Here is a 19,137-nt window from a genome sequence, read left to right as displayed (position 1 = left end):
ATCCGAGCCTGGCGCGGAGCGGTGCCGTCTCAGCGCGTCTCGAGCGCCAGGAGGCGCGCGGCCAGCAGCACCTCAGGCCAGTGGGTCTCATGGTTCAGCGCCGAGTCGGTGAGGTCGTCGATGCGGGAGAGGCGCTGCCGCAGCGTGTTCCGGTGGATGAACAGCGCCTCCGCGGTGCTGGTGGTCGAGCCGCCGTGCAGGGCATAGGATTCGAGCGTTTCCAGCATCTGGGTGCCGTGCCGCTGGTCGTGAGCGGTGAGGGGCGCGAGCCGCAGGCACAGCGCGCGCACCTCCGGGGCGAGTTCGTTGACGAGGCGCGGGAGCTTCCTGACCGGGCCGATCGCATCGTACTCGATGATCTGGGGCGCCTTCCGCGTCGATGAGAAGCTCGCCCACGCCAGCGCCGTGCGGGCCTGGAGCAGCGACCCCCGGATGCTGTTGGTCCGCGCGGTGCTCTGCCCGACGCCGATGTCCGCGCTCAGGCCGAGGCGCTCGGCGAGCCGCGCGGCCCACTGCTCGATCCGCTCGACCGCGCCGCCCGATCCGTTGCCCTGCTCGTGCTGGACGAACAGGACGATCAGGGTGCCGGACTGGGCGATGAGGGTCTCGGAGCCGAGGGAGGCGAGCACGGTCTCCTGGATGGTCCGCCCGAAGGTCTCGATGTCGGCCCCGAGCCGTTTGATCTGGACCAGCACCGGTGTGAAACTGTTCCCCCGCCAACCGAGGAAGTTGAGGCTCTCGAGCATCTGATCCTCGCGATCGGAGGCGAGAAGCGCCATGATCTGGGCGGCGGTGTTGGGGGCGACCCCGATGTTCTCGATCAGCACTCCGACCTGCGTGGAGAGGATGTTGAGCCGATCGATCTCCTCCTTGCTGAAGCGGCGAGCCCGGTAGCAGGTGAGCACGCCGTGCGAGATCCCGAAGCCGAGCGAGGAGGAGATCTGATCGAAGTCCGCCTGTTCGTAGCGCTGCTCGGCGTCGCGGGCGGCGTGCTTGGAATGCGTCAACCAGATCTTGGGATGCTCCGGATCGGACGTGCGTTCCGCGATCGCGATGGGCTCGGAGGTGAGCGATATCCACGCCACGTAGTTGATGACGCAGGCGTCGGCGTCCAGCAGGTCGAGCACCCGCTTCGCGCACTCTCTGATCGCCGACGGCAGGGAGATCCCGGAGGAGGGCGGCAGGTCGATCAGGAACCGCGCGGTCGCGGACTGGAGTTCGAGCTCGCTCACGGTACCCGCTCGCCTGAGCCCGCTCGCCAGCAGCAGGCCGACCTCCTCCGCGATGGCCAGCTCCTCCGCTCCGTAGGCGTCCTCCAAGCTGGAGTAGACCGCGAAGACGCCGTAGAGCACGTCGTCCTCGTGGATGGGGACCGCCAGGACCGATGCGTAGTCCTCGTCGACGCCGTCGAAGGCGAGAAAGCGAGGATCGTCCTTGAACCCCCGGTTGATGACCACCGGTTTCCGATGCAGGCCGCTCCAACCGGTGATCCCCTCGCCGAGTCGCATGCGGACGCTGCTCAGCACGAGAGCGGTGTCGACCTCGCTCACCGCGCGGAGCACGAGACGCTCGAGGTCCGGTTCCCAGAGGTAGACGAAGGCCCCCTTCGCGTTGATCGCCCGGGCGGTGAGGGTGACCGCGGCCTCCGCGAGGCCGATGGGATCCTTGCCCGATGAGAACAGCCTGACGAGCTCGGAGAGCAGCTCCGCGCGGCGCTGCGCGAACTCCGGTCGTTCGCGTTGCTCGTTCGGTGTCGGATCATCCACGGCTTCCTGCTCTCCTCTTCATCGAGTGGAGTACGTCCACGTACGCCGAGGGAGAGGCCGATCACTCGTCTCGGGGCGGCTGAGCGACCGTCTGCTCGGCTCCGCACAGTGCATCAATCGTTCCACAGTTTGCTTCTCGAGCTCACGATGAGCCCTTCCGTGTCCCCGGATCCCGGGCGGCCGGATCGCGGCGGACGCCGGACCCGGGCCCGAGCACCGGGTGCGGGAGGCGCATCAGTACACGTCTTTCGCGTAGCGTCCCGCTGCCCTGAGCGAATCCAGGATCGCCTCGCCTCGCCCTGCTTCGGCCCCGTCCGGGGCGAGGGCGTCGACGAGTGCCCGTTCCACGTCGTGCGCCATGCGGTTCTTGTCCCCGCAGATGTAGATGTGCGCGCCCCGGTCGATCCAGGATCTCAGCTCCTCGGCATTCGTCAGGATCTCGTGCTGGACGTAGTGCTTCTCGTCACGGTCGCGGGAGAACGCGAGGTCGAGCCTGGTGAGCACGCCGGACTCCTGCCAGCGCCGCATCTCCGACTCGTAGAGCCAGTCCGTGCTTCGCTGCCGATCCCCGAAGAACAGCCACGTCTCGTTCGGAGAGCGCCGAGCCTCGAGCTCGTGGAGGAACCCGATGAAGGGCGCTACGCCGACACCGGGGCCGATCATGATGAGCGGAGCCTCGTCGGACGGCAGCCGGAACTCGTGCGCGACCACCCGGCGCAGCGCGATCTCCGCGTCGTTCGGGAGCGACTCCAGGAAGGAGGTCCCCGCGCCGCGGTGGGAGCGCCCGTCGCGCCGGTACGCGACGGACGCGACGGTGAGGCTCAGCCCCGCCTCCGACACCGCCGGGCCCGAGGCGATCGAGTAGGAGCGGGGCTGCAGGGGGCGCATAGCGTCGATGACGGGCTGCGCGCCGTCGCGGTCGAGACCGAGCTCCTGCACCACGTCGAGCACGTCCCGTCCCCACAACCAGGCGTCGATGTCGCTCCGGTCCCCCGAGTCGAGCAGATCGCGGATGCGGTCGGCGGCCTCGGACGAGGCGATGCGCGTGATGAGCGCGTTCACGAGCCCGATGTGCGGGATCCGCAGTTCGAGCCGCTCGCGCAGCGCGTCGGCGAAAGGGACCTCCTCGTCGCCGAGTCGGATCGTGTTCGCCGACGGGAACGCTCGCACCCACTCCTGCACCAGAGGCTCGCTGTTCCTGGGGAGGATCTCGACCGAGTCCCCCGGCAGATAGGCGAAGTCGTCCGGGAGGCCGAGGTCGTAGTGCAGCACGCGCCTGTCCGACCCGCGCGAGGTCAGCTCCCTGGATCCGATCAGCCTCGCGGTGCGCCAGGGCTCGGGCGCGGAGGCGAACCGAGAGGCGGTCGCGGCGTCGACCAGCACGGCGCCCTCGGGCGACCAGGGGGCGGTCTCAGGGATCGAGGCCAGCAGTTTCTTGACCCACGATCCCGAGGTCATGTCGAAGTCGACATCGCAGTCGATGCGCTTCAGCATGGGCACGGCGCCGAGCTCCGCGAGCCTTCCGTCGAAGTCCTGTCCGGCTTTGCAGAAGTCGTCGTACATCGAATCGCCGATGGCCAGCACCGCGTAGGGCAGGCCGGAGTACTGGCCGCCATCGCAGGACTGCAGCCATCGCCAGAAGGCGTCGGCGTTGTCCGGCATGTGCCCGTTGTCGTGCGTGGAGCTCACGATCAGCAGCCGTCCCCACGAGAGCCGGTTCTCCTGCAGCGCGTCGTTCAGCGTCAGCAGTTCCGTCTCCAGGCCGGCCTTCGCGGCCGCTTCCGAGATGTTGTAGGCGAGGAACTCCGCGTTCCCCGTCTGACTGCCGTACAGAATGGTGAGGTCGGCCTCGGAACGCGTTTCCATCTTCCTCCCTTATCTCCGCCATCTGCGGCGGCGTCCGCGGGTGCGACTCCTCCGAGCGGGAGACGTGGCGCCGGTGCCCGGCTCATCGGTGAGTCGTCAACCACCCTGTCGTCCGCGCGCCGGGACCGCATGTGTGAACGGCACCTATGAGCCGGAGGCTATGTGCAGGATGCACAGGGCGCGATGCGCCCGCATGATTTCGCCGATGTTTCGGGCCCATGACGCCGTCCCGGGCGTCCATGCAAAGCGACCAGTCCGTGCGGGGATTGTGTTCAGAATGCACCGGGGCGCTCCGCCCCGGTCGGGCTTTACTGAGGCCGACGCCTTCGGGCCCATGACATCGAGGGGGTCGCCCAGCGGGTCCGCCAGGCCCGCCACCTGCCGGCGTTTCGAAGGAGAGACAGACGATATGACTACCAGCGTTGACACCAGGGAGCACGGGGCCCCTGAGGAGGTTTCGACGAACCTCCTGAAGAACTCCATCAGATTCGCGACCATCGTGCTCATGGTGACGGCCGCTGCGGCTCCGCTCGTCGTCGTCTCCACCTACATTCCGCTCTCCATCGCCTTCGGGGCGGGAATGACCGTTCCGCTCACCTATCTGACCGCGACGCTCATCCTGCTGGTCTTCACCGTCGGCTTCGCCCAGATGGCGAAGCGGATCACCGCGAGCGGGGCTTTCTACAACTTCACGACGCAGGGGCTCGGCAAGCCCATCGGACTCGGGGCCGGCATGACGGTGATGATCGGGTACAGCATGATCTCCACCGCGATCGGCGGGCTGTTCGGCTTCTTCGCCTCGCTGATGTTCGAGCACTACCTCGCCTTGACGATCCCCTGGTGGATCTGCGCGATCGGCGCGGTGGTGCTCATGTTCGTCATCGGGTACTTCCGGGTGACGCTGGCGGGGAAGGTGCTGGGCATCGCGCTCGGGCTGGAGGTGCTGGTGGTCGCGGTGATCGCGACAGCGGTCGTCGTCCAGGGCGGCGCCGAGGGGCAGATGCCCGAGGTGTTCAATCCGGCGGGCTGGGCTGCGGCGCCGGCCGTCGGCATCGGCTTCTTCTTCGCGTTCTGGTCGTGGATCGGTTTCGAGACGACCGCGATCTACGGCGAAGAGACCGCGGATCCGAAGAAGAGCGTCCCGCGAGCGACCTACATCGCGGTGATCACCCTGGGCGTCTTCTACGTCTTCGCCTCGTACGCCGGGATCGTCGGCTTCGGCGGCGACTCCGTCGAGCAGGCCAACACCCTGGTCGATCAGTACTACTTCGTGCTCGCCGATATGTATACCTGGCCGTTCATGCGCGTCCTGATGGACTTCCTCGTCCTCACCGGATGCTTCGCCTGCTCGTTCGCGTTCTTCAACAACTCGGCCCGTTACTTCTTCTCGATGGGCAGAGACCACATCCTGCCGCGGCGACTCGGGCGCACGCACTCCGAGCACAAGTCGCCGTTCGTGGCGAACGGGTTGCAGGCCATGATCTCGATCGTCGTGCTCCTCGTCTTCGCGCTGATCGGCGCGGATCCGGTGCTCCACGTCGGAGGGTGGCTGCCGATCTTCTGCACCCTGAGCATCATCCTGGTGCAGGCGGTGGTGTCCTTCTCCGTCATCGCCTACTTCAACAAGGTGGGGCGCGCCGGTGCGGGCGACTGGTGGAAGACGATGATCGCCCCGGTCGTCGGCGGCATCGCCCAGGTCGTCGTGATGTACCTCCTCATCAGCAACCTGCCGTTCCTGGCCGGATCCGAGGAGGCGGTGGTCATGCTGATTCCCGTATACGTCGCGATCGTGTTCGTGCTCGGCTTCCTCTACGCCTTCTACCTGAGGCGATCCCACCCGAAGCGCTACGAGCGGATCGGCACCGTCTACGACGAGGAGGAGATCGAGGAGATCGCGGAGCACCGCCCGGCCTGAGCGCACGCTCCGCGCGCGCCCGAGGAGCGCCCCGTCTCGCCGTACGGCCTGGCGGGGCGCTCCTCCGCGCCGGTCGGCGACCGACGTTCGGCCTGCACGGGGGTGCTCCAAGCTCTGTGCACGATGCACATCGCCGCCGTTCCCCGGCTCAATACGGTTGAGCCACAGGACGTTACACACGAGAGGGCAGTTCATGAACAACGGTGTTCGCGGGTTCGATCCGGCGACGGATCTGAGGGCGTATTTCGAGGAGAACCGGGTGAAGGTGGTGAAGCTCGGGGCGCCGGACATCGACGGCGTCTGGCGCGGGAAGCGGATCATGGCGAAGTACTTCGCCGAGGCGGTCGCGCAGTCGGGAACGAACGTGTGCAACATCATCTTCGGGTGGGATCTGCACGACGTTCCGATCCCGGGGCTCACCTACACCGGCTACCACACGGGATACCCCGACGTGAATCTGAGACCCGACCTGTCGACGCTCCACCTGGTCCCGAGCGAGCCGGGCGCTGCCGCGGTGATCTGCGACGTTCTCGGCCTCGACGGAGCACCGCTCGAGCTCGCCCCGCGCACGGTGCTGCGTCGCGTGGTCGACCGGGCCAACGCGCTGGGCTTCGAGCCCGTCTGCGCCTACGAGTTCGAGTTCTACCTCTTCGAGGGCTCCCCCCGCGAACTCGCTCGCAGGGGCTACGCCGAGTTGGAGCCCATCACCGCGGGGAGCCACACCTACAGCGTCTATCGCGACAGCGGCACCAACGAGATCATCGGCGAGATCCGAGACCGCCTCGCCGCCGTCGGCGTCTTCATCGAGGCCAGCAACAGCGAGCACGGGCCCGGCCAGTTCGAGGTCAACATCCACTACGGCGCCGCTCTCGAGGCCGCGGACAGCGCCCTCATCCTGAAGCACACCGTGAAGGAGGTGGCCGCCGAACGCGGCTACACCGCCTCGTTCATGGCCAAGACGCACTCCGACAACGCGGGCAGCTCGGGTCATGTGCATCAGAGCCTGCTCAGGCGCGAGAACGGATCGTCGGCCTTCGCCAACCCGGAGAACCCCAAGGAGCTCAGCGAGGTCGGGCAGCGGTATCTCGCGGGGGTCGTGGCGGCCGCCCGCCAGTTCACCGCGCTGTATCTGCCCACCATGAACTCCTACAAGCGGGTCGAGGGTCCGCAGTGGGCGGGATCGAGCGCCACCTGGGGGCTGGACAACCGCACGGTCGCCGTTCGGTCGATCCCCGCCGCCGGCGGAGCGGCCAGAGTCGAGAACCGGGTGCCGGGCGCGGATGCGAACCCGTATCTGGTACTGGCGGCCAACATCGCGTCCGGTCTGGACGGGATCGAGCGCGAGCTGCAGCCCGAGCCGCCGATCGTCGGCAACGCCTATGCCCTCGACTTCGCCGAGGAGCAGCTGCTCCCGAGGAGCCTCGACCGGGCCGTCGACCTGTTCTCGGACGGGGAGGTGGGGCGCGAGTACTTCGGTGCGGATTTCGTCCGGCATTTCGCCGAGACCCGCCGCTGGGAGATCCAGCAGTCCCGCGCGGCGGTCACGGATTGGGAGATCGCGCGCTACCTCGAGCACGTCTGATGCTCGGCGCGCACACGGAACACGAACGAGAATTGGAGAAGACGCAGATGGATCGGTTCGAGGGCCGCTACGCCGCAGTGACCGGTGCGGCATCGGGAAACGGTCGGGCGATCGCTGAGAAGATGCTCGCGGAGGGTGCTCGAGTCGCGGCGCTGGATCTCAACGGCGAAGCGCTCGCCGCAGTGTTCGGGGAGGATCCCCGCGTGCTGCGCGTGGAGTGCGACGTCGCGGACGAACGCTCCGCCCGATCGGCCATGGCGGAGGTGGCGGGCGTCTTCCCGCGCCTCGACGTGCTGGTCAACAACGCCGGCATCGTCAAATTCGGCACCTTCGAGACGCTGCCCCTGGCCGAGTGGGATCAGGTGTTCGCGGTCAACTCCACGGGTCCGTTCCTCGTCACGCAGGCGGCTTCGGAACTGCTGCGCGCGGGCGACACCGCGCACACGAGGGCGGTGGTGAACATCACCTCGGTCGAGGCGCACATCGTCATCTCGAGCAGCGGGCATCCGCAGATCCACTACAACGCGTCGAAGGGCGCGCTGCTGCAGCTCACGCGCGCGCTCTCCGTCGAGCTCGCCCCCGCGGGCATCCGGGTGAACGCGGTCGCCCCCGGCTACATCCGCACGCCGTTCACCGCGGAGGCGCTCGAACAGGATGAGGTGCGCGGATTCCTGCTCGACCGTACGCCCATGGGCCGCATCGGCGAGCCCGAGGACGTCGCCGGCGGCGTCGCCTTCCTCGCCTCGGACGAAGCGAGCTGGGTGACGGGGACGACCCTCTTCGTCGACGGCGGATGGACGGTGTACTGATGGCGGCCCCGCTCATCGGCGTCTCCATCCAGCGGAGCGTCGAACCGTCGGCCTTCGGCCCCAGGGAGTCGGCGCTCCAGGTGATGGACTACGCCGAGTCCATCGCCGCCGCCGGCGGCCGTCCGGTGATCCTGCCGGCCACCGAGAGGATCCCGGATCACGTGCTGGCGGGTATCGACGGCCTGGTGCTGAGCGGGGGAGGGGATCTCTCCCCGACCATGTACGGAGCCGAGGCGGGCGAGGAGACCTACGGCGTCAGCGAGATCCGCGATGCGTTCGAGACCGCGCTCGTCGAGGACGCGCAGGCTCGCGGCGTGCCGGTCCTCGCCATCTGCCGCGGGCTGCAGCTCATCAACGTCCTGCGCGGGGGCACCCTGCGTCTGCACATCGACGGACACTGGCAGGCGGTGCCGTCGGAGGAGCCCGAGCATGAAGTGAGCGTCGTCGCCGGTTCGCGGCTCGCCGAGCTCGTCGGCGCGGAGGCGATACCGGTGAACAGCTATCACCACCAGTGCATCGACCGCCTCGGTGCCGGGCTGACCGCGGTCGCCCACGCGGGCGATGTGATCGAGGCGGTCGAAGACGCGCAGCACGCCATCCTCGCGGTGCAGTGGCACCCCGAGCACATGGCCAAGACCTCGGCGCAGAACCTTGCGCTGTTCACCGATCTGGTGCGGCGTGCGGCGCACCGTCGAGAAAGGAATCAATCATGACCAGCAGAGAGCAGGTCGAGGACTTCGACTTCCACGGGGAGGCGCTCGACGACATCTTCGACGACTACGAGGTGATGCTGAGCAAGTGCCCCGTCGGGCACAGCTCGAAATACGGCGGATTCACCTACATCGCCAAGAGCGAGGACATCTTCGCCGCCGAGCAGGCCCCGGAGACCTTCTCGGTGGCCCCGTCCATGATGATGCCCTCGATGGGCACCGACACCCCGCTCATCCCGATCGACATCGATCCGCCCGAGCATACGGCCTTCCGCAAGATCCTGCTGCCGCTGTTCACCCCGATGAACATCGCGAAGCTCGAGCCGGGCATGCGCCTGACGGCGAAGGAGCTCGCCGACGACGTGCTCGCGGAGGCTGCCGCGAACGACGGCGTCGCCGACGCGTCGAAGCTGTTCGCGCGGCCCATGCCGACGATCGTCTTCAGCCGGCTCTCCGGCTACCCCGAGGAGGACTGGCCGATGTTCGACCAGTGGGTCGACGACATCATCTACCGCCGCACGGCCGAGCCCGAGGTCTCGCGCGCCGCTGGGGACCGTCTGATGGAGTACTTCGACCGCATGATCGCGCAGCGCGAGGCCGAGGGCGGCGAGCACAACGACCTCATCGACAAGGTGATCCACTCCGAGATCGACGGCCGGAAGCTCACCCACGAGGAGAAGCTCTCGTACTGCTATCTGCTCTTCCTCGCGGGCCTGGACACCACCGCCTGGGGGCTGCGCGCCTCGCTGTGGTACCTCGCCCGGAACACCGCGGCGCAGCAGCGGCTGCGCGAGCACCCCGACGAGATCCCGGCCGCGGTGGAGGAGTTCCTGCGCACGCTGTCCCCCGTGCAGGCGATGACCCGCACCTGCCTCAAGGACACGGTCGTGCAGGGGCAGGAGATCAGGGCGGGGGAGCGGGTGGCGCTGGTGTTCGGCGCCGGCAACCGGGATCCCGAGATCTTCGAGGATCCGAACGAGATCCGGATCGACCGCGAGGACAACCGGCACCTCGCCTTCGGCGGGGGCGTGCACCGCTGCCTCGGGTCGAACCTGGCGCGCAAGGAGCTGGTGATCGGCCTCGAGGAGTTCCTGAGCCGCATCCCTCACTTCGAGAGCAGCGGCGGCGAGGTCTGGCACGGAGTCGGACCGCTCACCCTCGAGATCTCGGGGGTGTGAGCAGCATGGCGAAGAAGGAACTCACGATCGACCTGGCCCGGTGCCAGGGCCACGCCCGCTGCTGGGCGATCGCCCCGGAGACGTTCGAGATCGACGAAGAGGGCTACGGTCACGTCATCGACGGGCGGGAGGCCTCCTTCGACGAGGAGAACGTGCGCAAGGCGATCAAGAACTGCCCGGAGCGCTCCATACTGATCCGAGAAGTCGAGGACGCGCCGTGACCGCTGATCGCTACGGGGTCGTCGTAGTGGGCGCCTCGGTCGCTGCCGAGGCGTTCGTCTCGCGGCTGCGCGAGCTCGGCGACGAGCGCGAGATCCTCGTCGTCGATCGGGACCCGCGCATGCCCTACGAGCGCCCGCCCCTGTCGAAGCTCTACCTCACCGAGTCCGAGCGACCCGAGATCGACGTGGAGTGGGACGAGCGCACTCCCGTGACGACGGCTCGGGCACTCGCGGTCGACCCCGAGGCTCGGACGCTCACCCTCGGCATCGCCGCCACCGGGTCCACGCGCACGGTGGCCTACGACACCCTCGTCGTCGCCACCGGCGCGACTCCGATCCGCCTGCCGTTCGAGCCCGAGGGCGTGCTGCATCTGCGTTCCGTCGAGGATGCGGACCTGATCCGCGAGTCGATCTCGAGCGGCAGCCGGGTCGGCATCATCGGAGCGGGTGCCATCGGCTGCGAGCTCGCCACCTCGGCGCGCGCGCTCGGCGCCGAGGTGGTGCTGCTCGACAAGGCGGATCGGCCCCTCGAACGGCTGCTCGCCGGCCAACTCGGCAGCGACGTCACCGCCTGGCTGCACGACCTCGGCATCGTCTGCCGCTGGCAGGCCGACATCAGCGGGATCTCGGGCCGGGCGGGCACCTGGGCCGTCGGCCTGGACGGCGGCGCCGAGACGCTGGTCTTCGACGTGCTGATCAGTGCGGTCGGCGTCCGGCCCGCGCTCGACTGGCTGGCTTCGAGCGGTCTGCTCAGCGACGGTCGCCTGATCTGCGATGAGACCGGTCGCGTGATCGGCGGCGCCGACGCGACCGCCGACGTCTACGGCATCGGCGACGTGGTGACCCGCCGCCTCGCGGACGGCGCGCTGCTGCGCACCGAGAGCTGGAGCTCCGCGGCGGAACAGGGACGGCAGCTCGCCGAGCGGCTCGCCGGGAACCCGGAACCCGAGACCGAGCCCGCCTACTTCTGGACGGATGTGGCGGGTCGCAAGATCCAGGTGCTGGGGCGGATCAGCCGGGACGGCGCGGTGACGGTCGAGTTCGAGAACCCCGCCCGCGGGTCCGTGCTCTATCGAGTGGTGGGCGCCGACGGCGAGGAAGGATGGGTCGGCGTGAACGCCCCGCAGAAGATCGCCATGCTCCGCATGGGGCGCCCGGTGGTGGCGGGATGACCCGCACGGCGGTGAGGAGCGCCGTGCTGCTGCGCGCCGGGGCACCGCTCGAGCTGCGGGAGCTGCACCTGGACGACCCGCTCCCCGGCGAGGTACGGGTGCGCACCCTCGCCGCGGGTCTCTGCCACAGCGACCTCCACTACGCCGACGGCACCCTGCCGATCGAGCTGCCCGCGGTGCTCGGCCACGAGGTGATCGGCGAGATCAGCGCGGTCGGCGACGAGCGTTCTGCGCATCGCATCGGAGAGCGCGTCATCGCCACGATCACGCCGTCGTGCGGATCGTGCGCCCGCTGCGTCGCCGGGAGCGCGGCCCAATGCCTGCGCGCCGCGCAGGTGCGGCAGCGCTCACGGCCCAAACTCGTCGACGGCGAGGGGCGAGCGGTCCAGCTGCTCGGATCGATCGGCGGGTTCGCGGATCAGTTCCTCCTCCCGGAGGCGGCGGCCGTGCCGCTCGGCGACGGCATACCCGACGCCGAGGGGTGCCTCCTCGGCTGCTGCGTCGCCACCGGCTTCGGCGCGGTGGTGCACGGGGCCGCCGTCGGGCCGCTCGACGCCGTCGCGGTGATCGGTTGCGGCGGCGTCGGCGTCGCCGCGATCCAGGCCGCGCGGATCGCCGGGGCCAGGCGGATCATCGCGATCGATCTGCACCCCGAGAAGCTCGAGCGCGCGCGCGGGTTCGGCGCCACCGACGTGCTGCGCTCCGGCGACGATCTCGTGCGCCGCGTGCACGAGATCTGCCCCGGCGGCGTCGACAAGAGCTTCGAAGCGGTGGGCTCACCGGCCACCGCCGCACTGGCGTTCGAGATGCTCGCGTCGAACGGGGTGGCCACGGTCCTCGGGCTGGAGCGCCCGGGGAGCGCCATCGCGCTGAACGCCGAACTGCTGATCGAGGGGGATCGGCGCATCCAGGGCGCCTACATGGGCGCCAACCAACTGCCGCGCGACATCCCGAGCTTCGAAGCGCACTACCGCGCCGGCGCGCTGCAGCTCGACCGAATGGTCACCTCGCGCTGGAGCTTCGAGCAGATCAACGAGGGCTTCGCGGCGATGGCCGATCCCGACGCCATCCGCGCCGTGGTCGAGTGGTGACCGTCGACGCGTACCGATGACAGACGACACACGAGTGGAGCAAGACATGACGAATCCGAACAGCGCGTCGATCCCGGTGATCGAACAGCGATCCTTCATCTCGGGGGAGTGGGCGACGATGGTCGACAGCGGTCGGCCGCTGTGCGATCCCAACACGGGCGAGCGTCGCCAGGCCAAGCTGGCCACCGCGGAAGAAGATGTCGAGCGGGCGCTCGACGCGGCGTGGCGCCTCTACGATCGAGTCGGAGCCGAGACCGTCGGGCTGCGCGCACGCGCCGAACTCCTGCTGGCGGCAGCCGATGAGCTCGACCGGCGCCAGGAGGAGATCGCGGTCCAGGACTCGCTCAACATTGGGGCGCCGCTCTCCACCACCCGGATCATCGCCTCCGTGCTCGGCGACCGCGTGCGCTCGGCCGTGCGCGAGGCGGAGGAGCTCGGCGAGTCCGTCGAGCTCGGGTCCGACGAGCGGCCGGTGCGTCTGCTGCGGCGCGCGCTCGGCCCCGCGGTGGTCGTCGGGCCGTGGAACGCGCCCACCTTCACCACGGTGGGCAAAGTGGCCGCGGCCCTGCTCGCCGGCTGCCCGGTGCTGCTGAAGCCCTCGGAGAACGCTCCGAGCGGCTGTCAGATCTTCGCCGAGATCCTCGTCGCGGAGATCCGGCGGCGCGATCTGCCGGGCGCGCTGTTCCAGCTGATCCAAGGCGGCTCGAGCGTCGGTGCCCTTTTGACAGGAGATCCGCGTGTCGCGGCGCTCTCGTTCACCGGCGGGGTCTCCGCCGGCCGCGCCGTGGCGTCGGCGGCGACCGCGAACCTCACCGCCGTGCAGATGGAGCTCGGCTCCAACAACCCGGCGATCGTGCGATACGACGCGGATATCGAGACGACGGCGGCCCGGCTCGTGCAGGGCATGACCCGTCTCAACGGGCAGTGGTGCGAGGCGCCGGGCAAGATCCTGGTGCACGAGGCGATCCACGACGAGCTCGTCGCGGCGATGGGAGAGGAGATCCGGCGGCTCCGGGTGGGCCACAGCCTGGGGCCCGGCACCGAGGTCGGCCCGCTCGCCTTCGAGCGGCATCGAGACGGTCTGCGCGAGGAGATCGGACGGCTGCGCTCACTCGGCGGCCGCCTGATCTCCTCCGAACGCCTGCCGGATCTGGATGGTTGGTTCCTGGCCCCCGGCGTGATCGTGGGTCTCGATGCCTCCGCCGCGACGCAGGAGCTCTTCGGGCCGGTGGCCACGGTGCACGCCGTCTCCGACGATGCCGAGGCGCTCGCGCACGCCAACGCGCCGGGCGGCGGCCTCGACGCCTACGTGTTCGGCACCGACACCGACGCGGCGCTCCGCCTGGCGGCGCAGCTGCGGGCGGGCGAGGTGCGCGTCAACGGCACCTTCATGTCGGATCTCGCCGACGGTTCCCGGCAGTCGTTCTGGGGCACGAGCGGCATCGGCGGACACGGTCCGCAGTACGGCGTCAGGTTCTTCCTCGGCGACCGGGTGATCGGCGTCGATCGAGACGACCTCCAGCTGTAGCGCTCCTCGCGGGGCCGCGTCACGTCCGATGGACGAGGCGCAGTCCCGTCGAGGCCGGCGAGAGCGGTGTGCTCGCCCAGTCCGTGCCGCTCGGTGCGAAGAACTCGCCGGGCAGCAGCCGCGAGGTGTTGCTGATGAGGACGTTGTCGTGGCTGCCGAGCAGCACGGCGTCGGACTCGCAGCTCTGGAGCAGCGGCAGCAGCGCAGCCCCGAGGTCGGAGACCTGGATGTCGTTCCCGATCGCCCCGACGCGCTTCGCCTCGAGCACGGCCGGGACGGTGAGCGTCACCACATAGGCCTCGACGCCGAGGTAGTCGATGTAGGGACCGACCAGGGCGGGCAGACCGTCGTTGAACGCGCGGAAGAACCACTCGTGGTGCTCGTAGTCGTAGTAGCGGTCGGCGCCGGGGACCACGCCGATCGAGTAGCGTGCGAAACGCGACTCGTCCTCGCGCACCCACCACTCGAGCGCGCCGTTCTCCGTGCCGAGTGCGGAATGGGCGAAGATGAGGCCGCAGCCGTCGACGGTCTCGTTCTCGGCGAGGAACTCCTCGGCCACGGCCTTCAGCTTGCGTCGCGTCGAGTCGTTGAGCTGGAGATGCCCGGAGGCATTGCAGGCGAGCAGCTCGGTGAACGCTCCGGCGAGGGTCTCGAGACGCTCGAATCGCTCGACGAACCAGGCCCTGAGCTCTTCCGCGAGCTCCGCCCCGGAGATCCGCCGCCGGCTCATGGCGTCCCCTCCGCGTCGGCGGAGGCGCGGTCCAGTGCGAGCTTCCCCTCGATGACGAGGCGACGGTTGTTCATCACGTGGGCGATCGCACGGCTCTGCGCCTCCTCGGCGTTCCGCTGCTCGATCGCCATGACGATCGCCAGGTGCTCCGTGAAGACGAGTTGCGCCGAGGCGCGGCAGATCTCGCTCTGCCAGAGGAACGGAGTCAGCTCGGACTGCAGGCGCTGCTCGCCCGTGAGCAGGCGCTGCGAATGGCTGAGCACGGCGATCTCGAAGTGGAACCTGTTGTCGGCGGTCGCCGTCTCGCGGGCTCCGCGGGCCTCGCGCGCCTGGAACGCGAACTCCGCGAGCCGGGTCTGCTGCTGCGGGCTGATCCGCTCGGCGGCGAGGCGCGCGGCCATGCCCGAGATCGCCGCGTGCTCGTCGAAGAAGTCGCGCAGCGCGACCAGGCTCGTGCCGCGCAGCGAGGCCTTCAGCGCGTCCGCCGACGGGAAGGGAGCCTGGACGACGAAGGTCCCGCCGTTGCGCCCCCGCCGGGTCTCCACGATCCCGAGCTCCCGGAGCTTCGCGAGCGCCTTCCTGAGCGTCGCGACGGCGATGCCGAACTGGTTCGCCAGTTCCGCCTCCGAGGGCAGGCGCTCCCCGACGCTGATCATCCCGACCGAGATCGCCGCGGAGATGCGCTCGGCGATGCCGCCGATCTGGGTGCCGGCGGCATCGTCCTGCTCGTAGCTCCGCGCGCGCCTCAGCGGTTGTTGCTGCATCGGTACCCGTCTAACCGGCGTCCTCGAAGCTCAGGGCGCGTCGGATCAGATCGGCCTGCTCGACCGCGTGCACCTTGGCGGAGCCGGTCGAGGGCGCCGCGGACGATGCGCGGGAGACCACCCGGATCTTGTCGTTCGCCAGGCGCTTGGCCAGGGTGAGCGAGATGAAGGGCCAGGCGCCCTGATTCTCCGGCTCGTCCTGGACCCACACGAGCTCGGCACCGGGATAGTTCGAGAGCACCCGCACCAGATCGGCGGCAGGCATCGGGTAGAACTGCTCCACGCGCACGATGGCCACGCGCGGATCCGGATGCTTCTCGAGGGCGCCGCGCAGATCGTAGTAGACCTTGCCCGCGGTCAGGAGCACGCGGGTGACGCTGCCGGGCTCCGCGGTCGCGTCGTCGATGACCGGCTGGAACTGGCCGGTCGTGAAGTCCTCGACGCTCGAGGTGGCCCCACGCAGACGGAGCATCGACTTCGGCGTGAAGACGATCAGCGGCTTGCGCGGCCGGGCATACGCCTGCCTCCGCAGAAGGTGGAAGTAACTGGCGGGCGTCGAGGGACGGGCCACGATCATGTTGTTCTCGGCGCACAGCTGCAGGTAGCGCTCGATCCGCGCCGAGGAGTGATCCGGTCCCTGACCCTCGTAGCCGTGGGGCAGGAGCATGACGACCGAGGACTGCTGCCCCCACTTCTGCTCGGCAGCGGCGATGTACTCGTCGACGACGCTCTGCGCGCCGTTCGCGAAGTCCCCGAACTGCGCCTCCCACAGCACGAGGGCGTCCTCGCGCTGCAGCGAATAGCCGTACTCGTAGGCCAGGGCGGCGTATTCGGAGAGGAACGAGTCGTAGATCCAGAATCGCGCCTGATCCTCCGAGAGGTTCAGCAGCGGGAACCACTCCTGCCCGTTCGCGCGGTCGTGGAACACGGCGTGGCGCTGGGCGAAGGTGCCGCGGCGGGCGTCCTGGCCCACGAAGCGGACCGCCGTGCCCTCGATGAGCAGCGATCCGAGCGCCAGCAGCTCGCCGAAGCCCCAGTCGATCCCGCCGGAGCGGCTCATCTCGACGCGCTTGTTGAGCAGCTGCTGCAGCTTCGCGTGCACGGTGAAGCCGACCGGCGGATTGCCGTGGGCGTCGCCGATGCGCTCGACCACCGAGCGGTCGACCGCGGTGTCCACCGCGACGATCTCCGGCAGCTCGGCGGTCGCGGGATTCGTGATGCCGCTCTGATCCACCACCGGGATCGAGCCGGTCTGCGCCGCATGCGTCTCGAGGAAGGCCTGCTCCAGACGGTTCTGGAAGTCCTGCTTCGCCCGCTCGTACTCCTCCTCGGTGATGTCGCCGCGGCCGACCAGGGCCTCGGTGTAGAGGCTGCGCGGCGAGCGCTTCGCCTCGATGAGGTCGTACATGAGCGGCTGGGTCATCGAGGGATCGTCGCCCTCGTTGTGGCCGCGGCGCCGGTAGCAGACGAGATCGATGATGACGTCGCGGTTGAACTTCTGCCGGTAGCCGTAGGCCAGGCGCGCGACGCGCACGACGGACTCCGGGTCGTCCCCGTTGACGTGGAAGATCGGGGCCTGCACGACCTTGCCGACGTCGCTCGAGTAGACGGCGCTGCGCGAGTCCTGCGGGAGCGTGGTGAAACCGACCTGGTTGTTGATGACGACGTGGATCGTGCCGCCGGTGCGGTAGGCGCGGAGCTGCGACATCTGCAGGGTCTCGTACACGACCCCCTGGCCCGCCATGGCGGCGTCGCCGTGGACGAGGATCGGCAGCGTGGTGAAGGAGCCGATCGGCTTCAGATCCTGCTTCGCGCGGACGATGCCCTCGAGCACCCCGTTCACGGTCTCGAGATGGGACGGATTGGCGGCGAGGTGCACGGGCACCTGGGTCTCGTTCGGGGCGGTGAAGACGCCGGAGGTGCCGAGGTGGTACTTCACGTCGCCGGACCCGGACTTCGCCACGGTGCCCTCGAACTCGCGGAAGATCTGGCCGTAAGTCTTGCCCGCGATGTTCGACAGCACGTTGAGGCGGCCGCGGTGGGCCATGCCGATGTCGACGCTGTCGACCCCGTCCTCGGCGGCGTCGATGAGCATCGCGTCGAGCAGCGGGATCACCGATTCGCCGCCCTCGAGGCTGAAGCGCTTCTGCCCGACGTACTTGGTCTGCAGGAAGGTCTCGAATGCCTCAGCCTCGTTGAGCTTCTCGAGGATGCGCAGCTGCTCGTCGTGGTCGGGCTTCGCGTACGGCACCTCGACCTGCTCGCGGATCCAGAGCCGCTGCTCGGGATCCTGGATGTGCATGTACTCGATGCCGATCTTGCGGCAGTAGGAGTCGCGCAGGACGCCGAGGATGTCGCGCAGCAGCATCGAGCGCTTGCCGCCGATACCGCCGGTCACGAACTCGCGGTCGAGATCCCAGAAGGTGAGGCCGTGGGACTCGATCTCGAGGTCGGGGTGGGTGCGCTGCACGTACTCGAGCGGGTCGATGTCGGCCATGAGATGGCCGCGCACGCGGAACGAGTTGATCAGCTCCTGCACCCGGGCCGACTTGTCCACCTGGCCGGTGATGTCGACGTGGATGTCGCCGGCCCACTGGATGGGCTTGTAGGGGATGCGCAGCGCGGCGAATACGTCCTCGTAGAAACGCTTGCCGCCGGTCAGGCGCTCATGGATCCCCTTGAGGAACTCGCCGGATCCCGCTCCCTGGATGACGCGGTGGTCGTAGGTGCTGGTGAGCGTGATGGTCTTGGAGATGCCGAGCCGGTTGAGCACCTCGTCGGCCGCGCCCTGGAACTCGGCCGGATACTCGAGCGCGCCGGCGCCGATGATGGATCCCTGCCCGCGCATGAGGCGCGGCACCGAGTGCACGGTGCCGATGCCGCCCGGGTTCGTGAGCGAGATCGTGCCGCCTTGGAAGTCGGCCGCGCCCAGCTTGCCGGCTCGGGCCCGCTTCACCAGATCCTCGTAGGCCGAGAGGTATTCGTTGAAATCGAGCGCGTCCGCTCGTTTGATCACCGGCACCATCAGCGAACGGGTGCCGTCGGGCTTCGGCAGGTCGATGGCGATGCCCAGGCCGATGTGCGCCGGCACGACGATCGAGGGCTTGCCGTCGACCTCCTGGTAGGCCACGTTCTGGGCGGGCAGCTCCTTGAGCGTCTGGATGATCGCCCAGCCGATCAGGTGGGTGAACGACACCTTGCCGCCGCGGCTGCGCCGCAGGTGGCTGTTGATGGTGATGCGGTTGTCGATGAGCAGCTTCGCGGGGACGGTGCGGACGCTCGTCGCGGTGGGCACCGTGAGGCTCTCGTCCATGTTCTTGGAGAGGGTCCTCGCCATGCCGCGGAGCGGGGTGACCGCGTCCTCGTCTACGACGGGGACCGCGTCCGTCTGCGGCGCGGCATGGGGCGCATCGGCCGGAACCGGTGCCTGCCGCGGCGCGGTGTTCGTGGTGCGCGAGCGCTGCACCGGGATCGCCGCGGTGGTGGGAGGAACCGTCGTCGGCGCTGCTGCGGGAGCCGCTCCGGCGCCCGCCCCTGCTCCGGTGCCGGCCGGACGGGTCGCACCGCCCGCCTCGCCGCTGCCCGAGTACTTCTCGAGCACCGGCCACCAGGAGCGGTCGACCGAGTTCGGGTCGGCGAGATACTGCTTGTACATCTCGTCGACCAGCCAAGCATTCGCGCCGAATTCCTCTGCAGAGCTCCCGCTGCTCTCAGCCAAGGGGGTTTCCTCTCGTCGTGGTCGACCGGTATCGTCTCTCACCCGGGCGCCTGAATGCGGCTCCGTGCAGGCTTCACTCAAGCCTAC

General features: G+C 69.0%; 14 protein-coding genes. 9 read left to right on the top strand and 5 right to left on the bottom strand.

Annotated elements, in window-relative coordinates:
* Positions 1-29: 29 nt before the first annotated feature.
* Positions 30-1,766 (bottom strand): GAF domain-containing protein, encoded by a 1,737-nt coding sequence (locus J4H92_RS09400; protein WP_208097921.1) that lies wholly within the window; start codon positions 1,764-1,766, stop codon positions 30-32.
* Positions 1,767-2,000: 234 nt separating this feature from the next.
* Entirely contained in the window at positions 2,001-3,632 is a 1,632-nt protein-coding gene (locus tag J4H92_RS09395) for a diflavin oxidoreductase (RefSeq protein ID WP_208097920.1), read from the bottom strand.
* Positions 3,633-4,041: 409 nt separating this feature from the next.
* On the opposite strand from J4H92_RS09395, the gene J4H92_RS09390 reads away from it, so the two are divergent.
* The 9 genes from J4H92_RS09390 (at position 4,042) to J4H92_RS09350 (ending at position 13,838) form a co-directional block, all read left to right on the top strand.
* Positions 4,042-5,547, top strand: coding sequence for an APC family permease (locus J4H92_RS09390; RefSeq protein ID WP_243752188.1), 1,506 nt, complete (start codon positions 4,042-4,044; stop codon positions 5,545-5,547).
* 193 nt (positions 5,548-5,740) lie between these two features.
* A complete protein-coding gene (locus J4H92_RS09385; RefSeq protein WP_208097918.1) occupies positions 5,741-7,129 on the top strand; it encodes a glutamine synthetase family protein in 1,389 nt (462 codons plus the stop codon).
* Positions 7,130-7,176: 47 nt separating this feature from the next.
* Positions 7,177-7,938, top strand: a complete 762-nt coding sequence (locus J4H92_RS09380; RefSeq protein WP_208097917.1) for an SDR family NAD(P)-dependent oxidoreductase — start codon at positions 7,177-7,179, stop codon at positions 7,936-7,938.
* Positions 7,938-8,651 carry a gamma-glutamyl-gamma-aminobutyrate hydrolase family protein gene (locus tag J4H92_RS09375; RefSeq protein WP_208097916.1) on the top strand — a complete coding sequence of 238 codons (714 nt, stop codon included), beginning with the start codon at positions 7,938-7,940 and terminating at the stop codon, positions 8,649-8,651. Before J4H92_RS09380 ends, J4H92_RS09375 begins: the two co-directional genes overlap by 1 nt.
* Positions 8,648-9,826: a cytochrome P450 gene (locus J4H92_RS09370; RefSeq protein ID WP_208097915.1), complete on the top strand. Its 1,179-nt coding sequence runs from the start codon at positions 8,648-8,650 to the stop codon at positions 9,824-9,826. Before J4H92_RS09375 ends, J4H92_RS09370 begins: the two co-directional genes overlap by 4 nt.
* Before the next feature lie 5 nt (positions 9,827-9,831).
* Complete coding sequence (locus J4H92_RS09365; protein ID WP_208097914.1) at positions 9,832-10,047, top strand: ferredoxin; 216 nt, start codon at positions 9,832-9,834, stop codon at positions 10,045-10,047.
* Positions 10,044-11,219, top strand: coding sequence for an FAD-dependent oxidoreductase (locus tag J4H92_RS09360; RefSeq protein WP_208097913.1), 1,176 nt, complete (start codon positions 10,044-10,046; stop codon positions 11,217-11,219). Before J4H92_RS09365 ends, J4H92_RS09360 begins: the two co-directional genes overlap by 4 nt.
* The gene (locus J4H92_RS09355) at positions 11,216-12,310 is read left to right on the top strand and encodes a zinc-binding dehydrogenase (RefSeq protein ID WP_208097912.1); all 1,095 of its coding nucleotides are present in this window, start codon (positions 11,216-11,218) and stop codon (positions 12,308-12,310) included. Before J4H92_RS09360 ends, J4H92_RS09355 begins: the two co-directional genes overlap by 4 nt.
* A gap of 46 nt (positions 12,311-12,356) precedes the next feature.
* Positions 12,357-13,838 carry an aldehyde dehydrogenase family protein gene (locus tag J4H92_RS09350; RefSeq protein ID WP_208097911.1) on the top strand — a complete coding sequence of 494 codons (1,482 nt, stop codon included), beginning with the start codon at positions 12,357-12,359 and terminating at the stop codon, positions 13,836-13,838.
* A gap of 19 nt (positions 13,839-13,857) precedes the next feature.
* Here the strand turns inward: J4H92_RS09350 and J4H92_RS09345 are convergent, their stop codons facing one another.
* Genes J4H92_RS09345 through J4H92_RS09335 form a run of 3 tightly spaced genes read right to left on the bottom strand, consistent with a single transcriptional unit; the run spans position 13,858 to position 19,050 of the window.
* Entirely contained in the window at positions 13,858-14,568 is a 711-nt protein-coding gene (locus tag J4H92_RS09345) for a cache domain-containing protein (RefSeq protein WP_208097910.1), read from the bottom strand.
* Positions 14,565-15,332: a FadR/GntR family transcriptional regulator gene (locus tag J4H92_RS09340; protein ID WP_208097909.1), complete on the bottom strand. Its 768-nt coding sequence runs from the start codon at positions 15,330-15,332 to the stop codon at positions 14,565-14,567. Before J4H92_RS09340 ends, J4H92_RS09345 begins: the two co-directional genes overlap by 4 nt.
* Before the next feature lie 10 nt (positions 15,333-15,342).
* Positions 15,343-19,050, bottom strand: a complete 3,708-nt coding sequence (locus tag J4H92_RS09335) for a multifunctional oxoglutarate decarboxylase/oxoglutarate dehydrogenase thiamine pyrophosphate-binding subunit/dihydrolipoyllysine-residue succinyltransferase subunit (RefSeq protein WP_279550359.1) — start codon at positions 19,048-19,050, stop codon at positions 15,343-15,345.
* Positions 19,051-19,137: the final 87 nt, after the last annotated feature.

The organism is Leucobacter weissii (assembly GCF_017565745.1).
Taxonomy (GTDB): domain Bacteria; phylum Actinomycetota; class Actinomycetes; order Actinomycetales; family Microbacteriaceae; genus Leucobacter; species Leucobacter weissii.
Note: the sequence above shows the minus strand (reverse complement) of the source record. Positions and strands in the feature narration are given on the sequence as shown.